Genomic DNA, 13,587 nt, shown 5'->3' on the forward strand with positions numbered 1-13,587 from the left:
CCCGTCGGCCGCTCCTCCCTGGAAAGCCGAGCGCCATGCCGCGATCCCCCACGTTCTTTCCCGCCGCGTTGCTCTCCGCGCTGTCGCAGGCCGCGATGCCCGCGAGCGCCGCCGCCGGCGAGGCGCAGCCGGATCGCGCGCTCGTCTGGGCGGTCGACGACGGCACGCGCGTCCGGCGCGAGGACGTCGGCCTGCCGCTCTCGCGCGGCGAAGGCAACGCGCTCTTCCGGCCCGGCGGGCCGATCCGGCTCGGCGCGCTCCGCGCGGAGGTCGTCGCCTTCCAGGTGATCGTCGAGGCGGGCGCCGAGCCCCTGCGCGGCGTCACGGTCGAGCTCTCCGGGCTCGCCCCCGCGGACGCGATCTCGATCGCCCGCTTCGTCGAGCACTACGTCGAGATCCGGGAGCGCTCGCGCAACGACCAGCGACCCCTGGAGTCGCTCGGGTGGAGCCCGGCGGCGCGCCCGCCGGACGACCGGCACCTCGGGTTCCTCCCCGACGCGCTGATCCCGGTCGAGCTCGCGCCGCCCTGGGCGCCGTATCCGCTCGAGGTCGGCGCCCGCGAGACCAGGGCGGTCTGGGTCGACCTCCACGTCCCGGAGGGCGCCGCCCCCGGCCTCCACGAGGGCAAGGTGGTGGTCCGCTCGGCCTCGCACGGCGAGCTCGCGGCCATCGACCTGAGGCTCGACGTCGCGCCGGCGACGCTGCCGTACGGCCCGGTCGACTTCATCGCCTTCTACGAGATCGACCGCGTCGCCGAGCGGATCGGCGACGGACCCGCCGTCGAGCAGCAGCTCTGGCAGCTGCTCCACGAGCACCACGTCGACGGCTTCGCGTCGGTCCGGAGCCCCGCCGAGGTCGAGCGGCTGCGGCCGGCCATCGACGGCTCGCTCTACACGAAGGAGCGCGGCTACCGCGGGCCGGGCCAGGGCGTCCCGCCCGCCGCGGTGGCGCTCGGCGCCTACGGCGGCTTCGGCGACCCGAAGGAGGAGACGCTCCGCCGCGTCGAGGCCGTCGCCGACAGCCTCCCGCCGGCGGTGGACGACGTGATGCTCTACGCGATCGACGAGCAGTGCGAGAGCCCCCGCGGGCCCGGGTGGCGCCGGCTCGTCCGCGGCTCGCGCCTGTCGTCGCGCATCCTCGTGGGGCACTCGTGCGGCGAGGTGCACCCGCTGCAGCAGGACGTCGACCTCGTGCTCACGCCGGCCAACCGCTTCGACTCCGTGTGGGCGCGGGCCGCGCGCGAGGCCGGCAAGCGGCTCTGGGTGTACAACGGCGCGCTGCCGCGGACCGGCACCTTCATGATCGACGCGCCGCTCACCGGCCTCATGGCCGACGGCTGGATCGCGGCGACCCACGAGGTGGGCCGCTGGTTCCTCTGGGAGACGGCGTTCTGGCACGACGGCAACCGCGGCGGGAAGGGGCCCGTCGACCCGTTCACGGTCGCCGAGAACTTCCACAACCGCGACGGCGACGCCTGCCTCGGCGACGGCATGCTGCTCTACCCCGGGACGCAGCGCGGGCGGTTCGCCGCCCGCTCCGTCGGCTTCGCCGGCGTGCTCCCCTCGATGCGCCTGAAGAGCCTGCGCCGCGGCATCCAGGACGCCGGCTACATCGCCCTGGCCAGGTCGGCGTCGCCCGGCGCCGCGGACGCGATCGTGAAGGACGTGATCCCGGCCGCCCTCGACGAGACGCTCGACGCCTCGCCGACCGCGTGGAGCAGCGAGGGCGCCGCGTTCTTCGAGGGCAGGGCCGCGCTGCGCGCCCTGATCCCGGCGGGCGCCTCGCTCGACGCCGCCGGCGTCCGCCGCGCGCTCTCCGAGGCGGCGGCCGCGCGGCGCGCGCTCGTCCCGCTCGCGCGGCCGAAGGGCGCGGGCGACGAGCCGCCGGCGGAGGGCCCGGGGCAGGCCGCGCCGGGGCCGCTGCGCCGCTGGGGCGCGACGGGGCTGCTCCTCGCCGTCCTCGGCCTCGGCGCCGCGGCGCTCGCGCTGGCCGTCGCGCTCCACCGGCGGCGGCGGCGGTCCGGGCGCCGCGCCGACCGGCGCTGATCGGCGGGCCGCGCGCCGGCCCGCGGCGCCGCCCGGCCCGCGGCGCGGCCGCCTCCGCGCCGCCTGCTACGCTCGCGCCCCCCATGCAGAGCCCAGACACCGGCCGGCGCCCCGGCCGAGCGCACCTCCGGCGGCTCCTCCGCCTCGCCCGCCCCGAGCTCGGCAAGCTCGCGCTCGGCACCCTCTTCCTGGGCGTGGGCAGCGGCATCGGCCTCCTGCTCCCCCAGGCGATCCGGAAGATCATCGACGACGCGCTCGGCCCGGGCAGCGGCGTCGAGGCGATCGACGACGCCGCGCTCTGGCTCGCGCTCCTCATCGTGGTGCAGGCCGCCGCCGTCGCGCTGCGGTACGTCCTCTTCTCGACCGCCGGCGAGCGCGTCGTGGCCCGGCTCCGGGCGCAGCTCTTCGAGCACCTCCTCCGGCAGGAGGTGGCGTTCTTCGACGACCACAGGACCGGCGAGCTGACGAACCGCCTCGCCTCCGACACCACGGTCCTCCAGAGCGCCGTCAGCGTGAACGTGTCGATGGCGCTGCGCTACGCCGCGTCCGTGATCGGCGGCGTCGCGTTCCTCCTCTACACCTCCCCGCGGCTCACCCTCCTGATGCTCGCCGTGGTCCCCGTCGTGGCGCTCGGCTCGGTGGCCTATGGCCGCCGCGTCCGCCGGCTCTCCCGCAGCGTGCAGGACGCGCTCGCGCGCGCCAGCGAGGTCGCCGAGGAGGCGCTCTCGGGCATCCGCACCGTCCGGGCCTTCGCCGCCGAGCAGCACGAGGCGGCGCGCTATTCCGGCCGGGTCGCCGAGTCGTTCGACCTCGCCAGGAAGCGCATCCGCGCCTCGGCGAGCTTCATGGGCCTGGTCACGTTCGCCGGCTACAGCGCCGCCGCGCTCGTCCTCTGGTACGGCGGCCACCTCGTCGTCGAGGGCCGCATGACGCTCGGCGGGCTCACCTCGTTCCTCGTCTACACGATCGTCGTCGCCTTCGCCCTCGGCGGCCTCAGCGACCTCTGGGCCGACTTCATGAAGGCCACCGGCGCCGCCGAGCGCATCTTCGACCTCCTCGACCGCGAGCCGGCCATGGCGGACGCGGGCGGCGCCCAGCCGAGCGCCGTCGAGGGGCGCCTCGAGCTCCAGCGCGTGCGGTTCAGCTACCCGACCCGCAAGGACGTGCCCGTGCTCAAGGGCATCGACATCGCCGTTCGCCCCGGCGAGGTCATCGCCCTGGTCGGGCCGTCCGGGGCGGGCAAATCCACGATCGCCTCGCTGCTGCTGCGGCTCTACGACCCCGACGAGGGCCGCATTCTCCTCGACGGGCGCGATCTGCGCGAGCTCTCGCCGACCTGGCTCCGCCGGCAGGTCGGGATCGTCGCGCAGGAGCCGCTCCTCTTCGCCGCGAGCGTGGCCGACAACATCCGTTATGGGCGGGAGGACGCCTCGGACGCGGAGGTCGAGGCGGCGGCGCGCGCGGCGAACGCGCACGCGTTCATCCAGCGGTTCCCCTCGGGGTATCGCACGCTCGTCGGCGAGCGCGGGGTGCAGCTGTCCGGCGGCCAGAAGCAGCGCGTGGCGATCGCGCGCGCGATGCTCAAGGACCCTCGGCTGCTCGTGCTCGACGAGGCGACGAGCGCGCTCGACGCGGAGAGCGAGCACCTCGTGAAGGGGGCGCTCGACGCGCTGATGAAGGGGCGCACGACGTTGATCATCGCTCACCGCCTCTCGACGGTGATGGGCGCCGACCGCGTGCTGGTGATGGATGGGGGTACGATCGTGCAGAGCGGGGCGCACGCGGCGCTCATCGCCGAGGACGGCCTCTATCGCCGGCTGGTCGAGCGGCAGTTCGTGAGCGCGCAGCTCACGACGACTGCTGTATGATGAGCTGCTGCGTCGCCTTGCGCTCGCCCACGATGGAGACGGCCGTCTCCGAGGCGAGCGCCGTCGCGCCCTGCGACGTGCGGCGCAGCGTGCCGAGCAGCGCATACCAGCCGTGCTGCCCGTTCGTGAGGGCGCGCGCGCTGATCGCGTCCGTCCGGACGAGCGTCTTGCGCGCCACCCGGAGCACGCTGCGCTGGATACCCTCGATCAGGTCGAGCGTGGCGCCGAGCCGCTCCTGCGTCTCGACGCGCACGTCGTCGAGCAAGCCGAACCCCGCGCGCACGACCTCATCGGCCACGCCGAGGCTGCCGTCCACCCACGTATAGATCAGCCCCTCTCGCGGATTGCTGAGCTGCGCGTGCTCTGAAACGTTGCTGCCGGCCGCGATCTGGCCGGAGATGCTCTCGTCCATCTCGAACCCCCTTTCCTCATGGTGGTTGGCAGGCGACTCGCCTGCTGCGAACCCACTATCGACAACCGAGGTCTCGGATGGGTTATCACAGCGAAACAAAGGTGTGAACCCTTTCTTTCTCATCGCCTCCCTTTCGGATGCGGGCGCGCAGAGGTCACCTGAAGAGGCTGTCGTGAGCGTTCTGCTGAATCCGTGATAATTCAATGAAAACATGTGAACAACGGCCAGCGCGTCGGTGACGTAAGCTAGCGGCCGCAGGAAGATCCTTAGTCCTTGGCAGGCGCGCCCTGGCTAGCTAGCGTCTCGCGGTGCCCACGCGGCCCACGAATACCGGGCGATTCATGAGGAGAACCACCTTGTCAACGCTTCTTGCCGCCTCCTGCGCCTCCGGCGCGCCGCACGGCAAGGCGCCCCCGGCGGCGCCCGCTCCTGAGCTCCTGGCCTTCGAGATCCAGGAAGGCCGGATTCGTAACCACTTCTTCCGTCATGGTCATATCGCTGCTCATGTCCTGACGAGCTCGGGCGTGTCGCCGCGGCTCATCGTCGCTTTTCCGGCGGGCAACATGGGAATCGCCGTGTGGTTCGACGCGCTCCCGGCGCCGGTCGAGCTCTCGGTGGAGGGGGGGCTCTCCGGCGTCGAGCGGCCCGGCGGCATGCGCGGCGTCTCGGCGCTGCTCGCGAGCGAGGCCCCGGCGCTGCGCGTCCATCGGCTGATCCTCGGGAGCATCCGCACGGTGCGCGACGTGGGCCGCGACGCGCCGCTCCCGGCCTGGCTGCGCGGCGACGTCGAGGCGGGCGGCGCGTCGATCGCCGCGCGGCGCACCACGCAGGACGGCGAGCACCACCTCGAGCTGCTCGTCGAGCCGGAGGGCGGCACGACGGCCGCGCTGGGGCCGGACGGCCGGATCGAGCTCACCGCGGGCCCGAGCGGCCTGCGGGTCCGGGTGACGGCGCTCTCGGACGAGCCGCCGCTCACGCCGGTGCCGCTCGACGAGCTCGTCACCGAGCGCGCCGCCGACGACCCGCGCCACCGGCAGGCGCTCGCCTTCCTCGCGTACCGGGAGAAGCTCTTGGCCGGGTCGTGGCGCTTCCTCACGTACTTTGGCCGCGACACGCTGCTCGCGGTGAGGATGCTCCTGCCGGTCCTGGAGCCGGCCGCGATCGAGGCGGGCATCGGCTCGGTCCTCGATCGGCTGAGCCCGTCCGGGGAGGTCGCGCACGAGGAGGCGATCGGCGAGTACGCGGCGCTCCTGCACCTCGCCGCCGGCCGCGCCGAGGCGCTGCGCGAGCCCGTCTACGATTACAAGATGGTCGACGACGACTTCCTCCTCGCGCCGCTCTGCGCCGAGTACCTCCTCGGCAGCGCGCCGGGCCGGGAGCGCGCGGCGGCGTTCCTCTCGCGCCGGACGCCGGCGGGCGACACGTATGCGCAGGCGCTCGCGCGGAACGTGTCGCTCGTGCTCCGCCTCGCCGCCCCGTTCGCCGAGACGGGGGATCCGAGGGCGCTCGTCTCGCTCAAGGAGGGAGAGTCCGTCGGCGAGTGGCGCGACAGCGCGGAGGGCCTCGCGTTCGGCCGCATCCCGTACGACGTGAACGCCGCCCTCGTCCCGGCCGCGCTCCGCGCGTCGGCGCGGCTGCTCGCGAGCCCGCTGCTCGGCGCCGACGCGGAGGGCGCCGGCCGGGCGGAGCGGCTCGCGCGCGCGTGGCGGGACGCCGGCGTGTTCTTCCGGGTGGAGGTGCCGGAGGCGGAGGCGCGGCGGCGCGTCGCCGCCTATGCGGCGTCGCTGGGCATCGACGCGGCGCCGGCGCTCGCGTCGCTCTCGGGGCCGCTCTCGTTTCCGGCGATCGCGCTCGACCGGGAGGGCAGGCCGCTCCCCATCATGCACTCCGACGACAGCTTCGTCCTCCTGTTCACCGACCCGCCGCCCGGCGCCCTCGAGGAGATCGCCGGCCGCCTGCTCCGCCCCTTCCCGGCGGGCCTGCGGACGCCGGTCGGCGTCCTCGTCGCGAACCCCGCGCTCGCGCCGGATCCGGCGCTCTGGGCGCTGTTCACGAGAGGCCACTACCACGGAACGGTCACCTGGTCGTGGCAGCAGGCGATGCTGGCCGCGGGCCTCGACCGGCAGCTCGCGCGCGGCGACCTGCCGGCCCCCGCGCGCGACGCGCTGGAGCGCGCGCGGCGCGCGCTATGGGAGGTGATCCAGGCGTCGCGGGAGGCGAGCACCGGGGAGCTCTGGAGCTGGGCCGTCGAGGGCGGCCGTTACCGGCGGGTCCCGTTCGGCGCCGAGCGGGCGCACCACGACGAGTCGAACGCCGTGCAGCTCTGGAGCACGGTGTACCTCGCGGTGCGCCCGTGATCGGCGCGAGGCGTGATTGGGGAGGGGGAGAGCTCGCCCCGAACGCTCGCGCCTACGCGAACAGCCCCGAGATCGCCGTCGTGTGGAGGTCGGAGTCCCCGATGACGAAGTTCGGGAGGCCGAACGCGCCCGCGCACGCCATCCAGTAGTCGTTGGTCGACCGGAGGCCGCGGCCGCCGTTGTCCCACACGCGCCCGCCGAGCAGCTTGGTGCCCGCGCCGCCGAAGAGCAGCCAGGCCACCTTGTCCCAGTTGTGATGTCGGGTCCCGACCTCGGTGATGTAAGGGACGAGGGTGTTGTCGAGCAGCGATCCGCCGTTCACGTCCTTTGCGGCCGCGAGCTCCTGCAGGAACCCCACCATCTTGTTGGCATAGAACTCCTCCACGCGCGTGAGGAACTCGAGCGTATCCTTCGTGTCGGGATCGTGGCTCGTCGTGTGGTGGACCTTGAAGATCTTCGAGTCCGGCGGCCACAGGTCGCCGAAGCTCACGTGGTTGGTCCCCGGGGCCCACTGGAAGGTCACCACGCGCGTCAGGTCGCACCGGAAGGCCGCCTTGACCACGGCGAAGTGCAGGGCGCCGATGCGCGCGTGCTTCTCGTCGTCGCGCTCTCTCACGACGTGCGACGAGTTGTAAGGGTCGATGTACTCGCTGACGCTGACGATCTCCGGCGGCTGCTCCATGCCGCAGAACGCGGGGTTGGTCGGGTCGGCGTCGAACTCCTTCTCCACCTCGCGGATCGCCTCCAGGTGCGAGTCCAGGAGCTCGCGCTGCGCGCTCGGCGCGAGCTCGTGGAGCCGGCCGATGTCCCGCGTCGCGAAGTCGAGCACGCTCTTCTTCTGCCGGCGCGCCCTGGCGAGCGCCTCGAGGTTGTCGTTCGTCGTCCCGCCGGGCATCAGCGAGCCGAACACCCGCTGGTAAGCGTCGAACGGCTGGTAGTACGGCGTCATCGGGGCCCGCGGGCCGGAGTACGACATGTGGCGCGTCGACACCTCCGGCGTGTCCGCGCGCTTGTCGCACGAGAGCTGGAGCGACGCGATCGCCGTCCCCTGCAGATCGGCCGACTGCTTCTGGATCAGCTGATCGACGCTCGCCGCCTCGGACATCGGGTCGTCCCCGCCGTTGCCGGGGTAGAGCTGCTTGGTCCGCGTGCCGGTCGCCATCAGGACGGTCCCGCGCTCGTGGCCGCCGCCGACCGACCCCTCGTACGGCAGCTTCAGGTCGCGGAACACCACCATCTTGTCCTTCACCGGCTCGAACGGCTTCAGGATGCGGGACAGCGTGAAGCTCGTCCCGTTGCCTTGCGGCCACCAGTTCTCGTAGACGGTGCCCACGGGCCGCTGGACGATGAGGAACCGCTTCGGGCTCGGCGCGCCCTCCGCGGTCCGCTCGAGGCCGCGGAGGATCGCGAACATCCCCGCGGCGGCGCCGACGCCCTGGAGGAAGCGGCGGCGGGACGAGACATAGGGCAGGTGGCGGTTCATGGTCACTCCTCCTCCGTGCGCTCGGCGAGCGCGCGCGACGTCGCGACGGCCTTCACGAGGGCCGGCAGGGTGCGCTCGCCCACCGGCAGCGCGTTGATCACGCCCTCGACCTGGCAGTCGTCCGGCCTGAGCTCTTCATCGTCGGTGCTGTAGGTGACGAGGTGCCGCGTCAGGCACGCGGCGAACTCCTCCCTTTGCGCCATCACACCGATGAACTCGACCGCGTTCGGGTAGCTCTCGTACAGCCCGAGGAGCCCGTTCATCTCGATGACCGAGTCGATGGGCTCTCCATCGAGCGTGTCTCGATAGCGGCCCAGCGGATCGTAGTTCTCGAGCGTCAGGCCGAACGGGTCGATCCCCCGGTGGCACACGCCGCAGGTGCTGTTCATCGCGCGCGCCTCGGCGCGCTCGCGCTCGGTCATGTCGGCCTTGAGCAGGTCGGCTACCGCCTGCGCGAGCTCCTCCGGCGGCGACGCGAGCTTCGGCAGGCAGAGCAGCGCGCCGCGGACGAACAGCCCCCGCGCGACCACGCTCGTGTTGTCCGTGCGCGAGAGCGTCGCGAGGACGCTCGCCTGCGTGAGCAGGCCGGCGCGCTGGCCTTCGGGCAGGGTGACCCGCGAGAACTCGTCCGCCGCGCCCGTGTGCTCCACGCCGTACACCTTGGCGAGCGGCTCGTTGACGAACGTCTCGCGCGACGTGAGCAGCTCGTTGACGTCCGCGCCGCGCTCCCAGAGGGTCTCGTCCACGAACAGCTCGGTCTCGTGGAACATGGCCGCCTGGAGCCCGGGACCGTATTCGGGGAACATCCCAGGATCCTTGATCGTGCCGAACAGGTTGCTGAGCCCCCACGCCGCGAGCAGCGTCGTGCTCAGGCTGCGCCGCGTCTCCGGCAGCGCGAGCAGCCGCTCGGTCTGCCGGGCGATCTCCTTCGGGTCGCGGAGGGCCCCGGAGTCGGCGGCGGCCATCAGCTCGGCGTCCGGCTGGCTGTCCGTGAGGAAGAACGAGAGCTCGCTGGCGAGCTCGTGCGGCGTCAGCCGCACGACGCCGTCGCTGTCCTTCTCGCCGAGCTCCGTCCGGTAGGAGAAGGAGGGCGCCGCGAGGATGGCCTCGACGGCGAGCACCACGCCGCGCTCGTAGCTCTCTTCCTTCCCGAGCGCGAACACCTCCATCAGGTCCGCGAGCTCGGCCTCGCCGATCGGCCTCCGGAACGCCTGCGCCGCGAACCGAGCCAGGAAGTCGCGCGCGCACGCGTCATCCCCGTTCTGCGCGCAGCCCGTCACCTCCTGGAAGCGCCCCTTGACGGTCTCCGCGGCGTAAGCGGCGCTGTCGAGCCGCCCGCGCACCAGCGATGTGCCGGCGACCAGCCCCTTCTTCATGAACGGCTTGGTCTTGTCGTCGGGCGCCAGATCGGCCCGCACGGCGTCGTCCCCGAGCACGGTGCGCACGGAGTTCGTGAACTGAAGATCGGTGAGCAGCACGACGCGGCGCCCGAGCCGCGGCGCGCACTGCGCCTCCGCGTCCGGGTGCTCGTCGTTGGGTCGCCCGCTGCTGCCACCCGGTTCTTGTTCGCCGGAGTTGTCCCCGAGGGTGCCCGTACACGCCGCCGCCACGAGGGCCGAGGCGCACGCGGCGAGCCACGCCGAGCGGCGCCACGCGGCGCTCCGAGGCGAGCGCTCCCGGGCGGCCTGCCCCTCCCCCGAAGCGGGGGGCGCCGCGCGCTTTATCCGATCCCAAATCCGAGGTCGATGCATGAACAAACCTCCCAATCTATCCCGCGGCGCGAGCGCCTGTTCACTCGCCCATCGTTTGAGACCTGCCTACGGCACGGGGCGAGGTGGACTTAACCGGTACAGAAGGCAAGCCCCTCTCGACTGGACGCCATCCCGAACCCCCCATGCTCCACACCCTAGGATGCGAAGCCGCGCAACGACAACCGTGTCGTCGCCGCAGCGCAGCGCCACCTCGCCGTCGGGCGAGGATCCTCCGGGGGCGAGCGCGCGGTGCTGCCGAGCGCCCTGCTCACTTCCGAATATGTTTAGTTTCGACCACACACGCTCATGAGTCAAACCAATTTGTCGCGATCGGGGCGTTTGACTAGGACGCCAAGTTTACGACAATACAGCAGTTTTCCGGCGTCCGCGGCGCGTGGAGGCGCCCAGCGCGACGCGTTAGGCTGTGCTCCTCCTGGAGCAGCACCGATTCGCGCGCCGGGGCCTCTGCGCCCGCGCAAGCTACGATGTCGGTGGACCGGCGCGGTCCGGCGGCGCGGCGCGCGGGGATCGCCTCGCAGGGAGGCGATCGCGCGCCGTCGCCTCACGGCAAGAGGTCGCCGATCGCCGCGTACCAGACGTCGGCCATGCGCCCGTAGCCGCGCTGGTTGGGGTGTACGCCGTCCGGGAGATCCGACAGCGGATACCCGGAGTGCTGGTCCACCAGCACCACGTGCTTCCCTGCGGACGCCCGGGCCTCGACGATATCCTCCACTGCATCGTTGTAGGCGACCGCCTTGGGATCGGCGGAGCGGATCGGGATGATCTTCGCCACGACCACGAGCGTGTCGGGAGCCGCGGTGAAGATCTTGTCCAGGACCGCTCCCAGGCGCTGCGGCGCGTTGGCGAGGTCATCGTTCTGGTTCACGTCGTTGGTCCCCACCATGAGCAGCACGATGTGCGGGCCGCTCGAGAACGCGGGCGTCGGCACGAGCCCACCGATCTGGTTGATCTTCCAGCCGCTGTGCCCCTCGTGGTTCCGCGGAAACGCAGCGCCGTCGACCATCGTCGGCCCGTTGATGAGCGAGCCGACGAACGTGATGTTCTTGCCCGCGGCGCGCGCCTTCTTGAACAGCTCGATCCGGTAGCCGCCGCCGCCTTGCACCCCCCCGACCCCGTCCGTGATGGAGTCGCCGAGCGGCAGGATCTTGCAAGGCTCTCCGTTCGTCGGGCACGGCGTGAACCCGGCCGCGCCGCCCGCGCCGCCCGCGCCGCCTTCGCCCCCCGCGCCGCCTCCGCCCTGGGCGCCTGTGCTGGCATCGCCGCCGCCGTCCGAGCCCCCGGCGCCGCCCGCGTTGTCTCCGCCGCCGCCGCTCGCGCTGGTCGCGCCGCCGCCCGTCGTGCTCGCGCTGGTCGTGCTGCCGCTCGTCGTATCCCCGCTGCTCACGCTAGAGGCAGCGCCCCCGCCGGTCCCGGAGCCGGTCGACGTCGTGTCGCCCGGCTCATCGGAGCACCCGCCGAGCAGCGCCACGAGGGCGACGGCCGCCGCCCTGGCGGCCCACGTCGAACGGCGCGCCCCGCGACGCTCCGCGTCGCTCCGTCCGTGCGATCCACGCCGCGAATTCTGCATTCCAACCAGAATCATCGCATTCCTCCATGGCACGCACGCTGAATGGCAGAGCCGGAGTTCCCCCGACGCGCTCGCGGTTTCCAGGTGATATCTCGCGCGCAGCTCGAGTTCACGCGGTCTCCGAGGAGCGTCGACCCGCGGCCCCGCGCCGCCCAGCGCCTCGCGCACGACGCCGCCGCGCGGCGACCGCGCCCAGCGCGATCAACGCGGCGAGCGCCCCCGCGGGGGAGCTGGACCCCGAGCTGACCCGGAACGCGCACCCGCCCTCGTCGTGGCTGTCGCCATCAGCGGGGGCGGCGCCAGCGCCCCCCGCGCCGCTGCCCGCCGTCGCTCCGGTGCTGGTGGTCGCTGCGCTGCTGACGCTCCCACCCTCGCCCGAGCCGCCGCTGCCCGTGGCTCCCCCTTCACCCGTGCTCGGGGCGCCCCCGCCGCCCCCGCCGCCCCCGACGCCGGTCGGCTCCGGATCCGGGGCGTCGAGCGGCGTGAATTTCCACCAGTTGAAATTGAACAGAGGACCGTTCCCGCCGGTGAACTTCAGGTACAGATCGTGGATCCCTGTCGCGCCGTCGACCGCGCACGACGTGGTCACCCAGGTCTGGGCGCCGCCGGTACCCTGAACCATGCAGGTTCCGACCAGCGTGCCGGTCGGGCTGTCGAGGCGCAGCTCGATGCTGCCGCCGCCCGTCGCCGAGGCCACCCTCGCGTCGAACGACACCGCGCCGGTGCCGAAATCGACGCCCTTCACCTTGATGAAGTCCCCGTTGTCGATCGAGGTGACGTTCACGCCGCCCTCGCTGCATCGCTCGGTCTCGACACCGGATTCCCAGGCGATGGTCTCAGCCTCCGTCATGACATACGGATTCAGGTTGCCGACGCCAGGCGGGCCCTCCTTCGTCATCCTGATCGTCGGGATCGTACCGTCGGGGTTGAACGTGAACTTCTCGACGGCCGCCGAGCGGTGAAAGCCTCCGCCGCCCGGCAAGGCGCCGTTGTGATAGAAGAAGTAGGAGTTCCCCTTGAAATCGATGACGCCCGCGTGATTGGTGAAGCTGCTGCCCTCCGTGGGCATGATGACCCCGCGGTACGTCCACGGGCCGGTGGGGCTGCTGCTCGTGGAGTAGGCGATGTATTCAGGGATGGGGCCAGCCGCATACACGAGGTAGTACAGCCCGTCGCGCTTGTAGAGCCAGGGACCTTCTTCGTACTTGGTCGTATGACGACCATCATTTTCCCCGGTGCGCTGCCCGAAGCTCGCCGCCGTCATGGGCACGTGCACGACGCCTCCCTGGTAGGAGATCATGTCTTCGTTCAGCTTGACGTAGCACGAGCTCGGGTTCCCCCAGTACAGATAGGCCTGGCCGTCGTCGTCGATGAGCACCGTCGGATCGATGTCGCCGCAGTCGGCCGCGACGAGCGGCTTCCCCAGGGCGTCCTTGAACGGACCGGTAGGGCTGTCCGACACGGCCACGCCGATGGTCATCCTGTTGAGCGAGCGGCTCGTCACGGGCACGTAGTAGTAGAACTTCCCGTTCCTGTGGATGACCTGGCCAGCCCACGCGTCCCCCTTCGCCCAGCTGAAATCGCTGAACTTCAGCGGCGAACCGTGGTCCGTCCAATTCACCATGTCCTTGGAAGAGTACACCCTCCATTCGTTCATCCCGAACCAGTCCGTGGCGCTGTCTTCGTCGTGGCCGGTGTAGAGGTACACCGTGTCACCGTGGACCATGGGCGCAGGATCGGGGGTATAGATGGTCTGAACGATGGGGTTGTCCGCCAGCGAGACGGACGGGAATGCAGCCACGCCGCAAAGTATCGATGCCGCCGTGAGGACCTTACGTTGGATGAGCGTCGTGTTCGTTGCCATTCTCGGATCCTTGCTGGTCTCCTGAAGCTTCGTCAGGTATCGTCGATGTCGTAGGCGGCTCGGCTGGAGCATCTCCGGACGGCGTGGCGGCAGCCCATCAAGAGCTCGCCAGCGCTCGCGTCCGACACCACCGCGCGAACGGCGTCGGTGCCGAGATCGATCGGATGACGAGGGCCCCGGGCGCGGACGACCCATCCCTGGGGAAGCAGAAGGATACTT

8 protein-coding genes are annotated in these 13,587 nt (G+C 71.9%); 3 read left to right on the forward strand and 5 right to left on the reverse strand.

What is annotated here, in order from left to right; translation table 11 throughout:
- The first annotated feature begins 35 nt into the window (after window positions 1-35).
- Window positions 36-2,045, forward strand: a complete 2,010-nt coding sequence (locus tag WMF26_RS11855) for a hypothetical protein (RefSeq protein WP_438000408.1) — start codon at window positions 36-38, stop codon at window positions 2,043-2,045.
- An 83-nt stretch (window positions 2,046-2,128) separates the two neighbouring features.
- Entirely contained in the window at window positions 2,129-3,913 is a 1,785-nt protein-coding gene (locus tag WMF26_RS11860; RefSeq protein ID WP_438000409.1) for an ABC transporter ATP-binding protein, read from the forward strand.
- On the opposite strand, the gene WMF26_RS11865 is transcribed toward WMF26_RS11860, so the two are convergent.
- On the reverse strand, window positions 3,894-4,325 hold the full coding sequence (locus WMF26_RS11865) for a hypothetical protein (RefSeq protein WP_437946202.1): 432 nt from the start codon (window positions 4,323-4,325) through the stop codon (window positions 3,894-3,896). The genes WMF26_RS11860 and WMF26_RS11865 overlap by 20 nt on opposite strands.
- Before the next feature lie 356 nt (window positions 4,326-4,681).
- Between WMF26_RS11865 and WMF26_RS11870 the strand changes: the two genes are divergently transcribed.
- The gene (locus WMF26_RS11870; RefSeq protein WP_438000410.1) at window positions 4,682-6,682 is read left to right on the forward strand and encodes a hypothetical protein; all 2,001 of its coding nucleotides are present in this window, start codon (window positions 4,682-4,684) and stop codon (window positions 6,680-6,682) included.
- A gap of 52 nt (window positions 6,683-6,734) precedes the next feature.
- On the opposite strand, the gene WMF26_RS11875 is transcribed toward WMF26_RS11870, so the two are convergent.
- The 4 genes from WMF26_RS11875 to WMF26_RS11890 form a co-directional block, all read right to left on the reverse strand.
- Window positions 6,735-8,165, reverse strand: a complete 1,431-nt coding sequence (locus WMF26_RS11875; protein ID WP_061627337.1) for a DUF1552 domain-containing protein — start codon at window positions 8,163-8,165, stop codon at window positions 6,735-6,737.
- Window positions 8,166-8,167: 2 nt separating this feature from the next.
- Window positions 8,168-9,916, reverse strand: a complete 1,749-nt coding sequence (locus WMF26_RS11880) for a DUF1592 domain-containing protein (RefSeq protein ID WP_438000411.1) — start codon at window positions 9,914-9,916, stop codon at window positions 8,168-8,170.
- 562 nt (window positions 9,917-10,478) lie between these two features.
- Window positions 10,479-11,504, reverse strand: a complete 1,026-nt coding sequence (locus WMF26_RS11885; protein ID WP_438000412.1) for an SGNH/GDSL hydrolase family protein — start codon at window positions 11,502-11,504, stop codon at window positions 10,479-10,481.
- 109 nt (window positions 11,505-11,613) lie between these two features.
- Window positions 11,614-13,368 carry a glycoside hydrolase family 43 protein gene (locus WMF26_RS11890; RefSeq protein ID WP_438000413.1) on the reverse strand — a complete coding sequence of 585 codons (1,755 nt, stop codon included), beginning with the start codon at window positions 13,366-13,368 and terminating at the stop codon, window positions 11,614-11,616.
- Window positions 13,369-13,587: the final 219 nt, after the last annotated feature.

Origin of the sequence: Sorangium sp. So ce185 (assembly GCF_051526825.1) — a bacterium.
Taxonomy (GTDB): domain Bacteria; phylum Myxococcota_A; class Polyangia; order Polyangiales; family Polyangiaceae; genus Sorangium; species Sorangium cellulosum_D.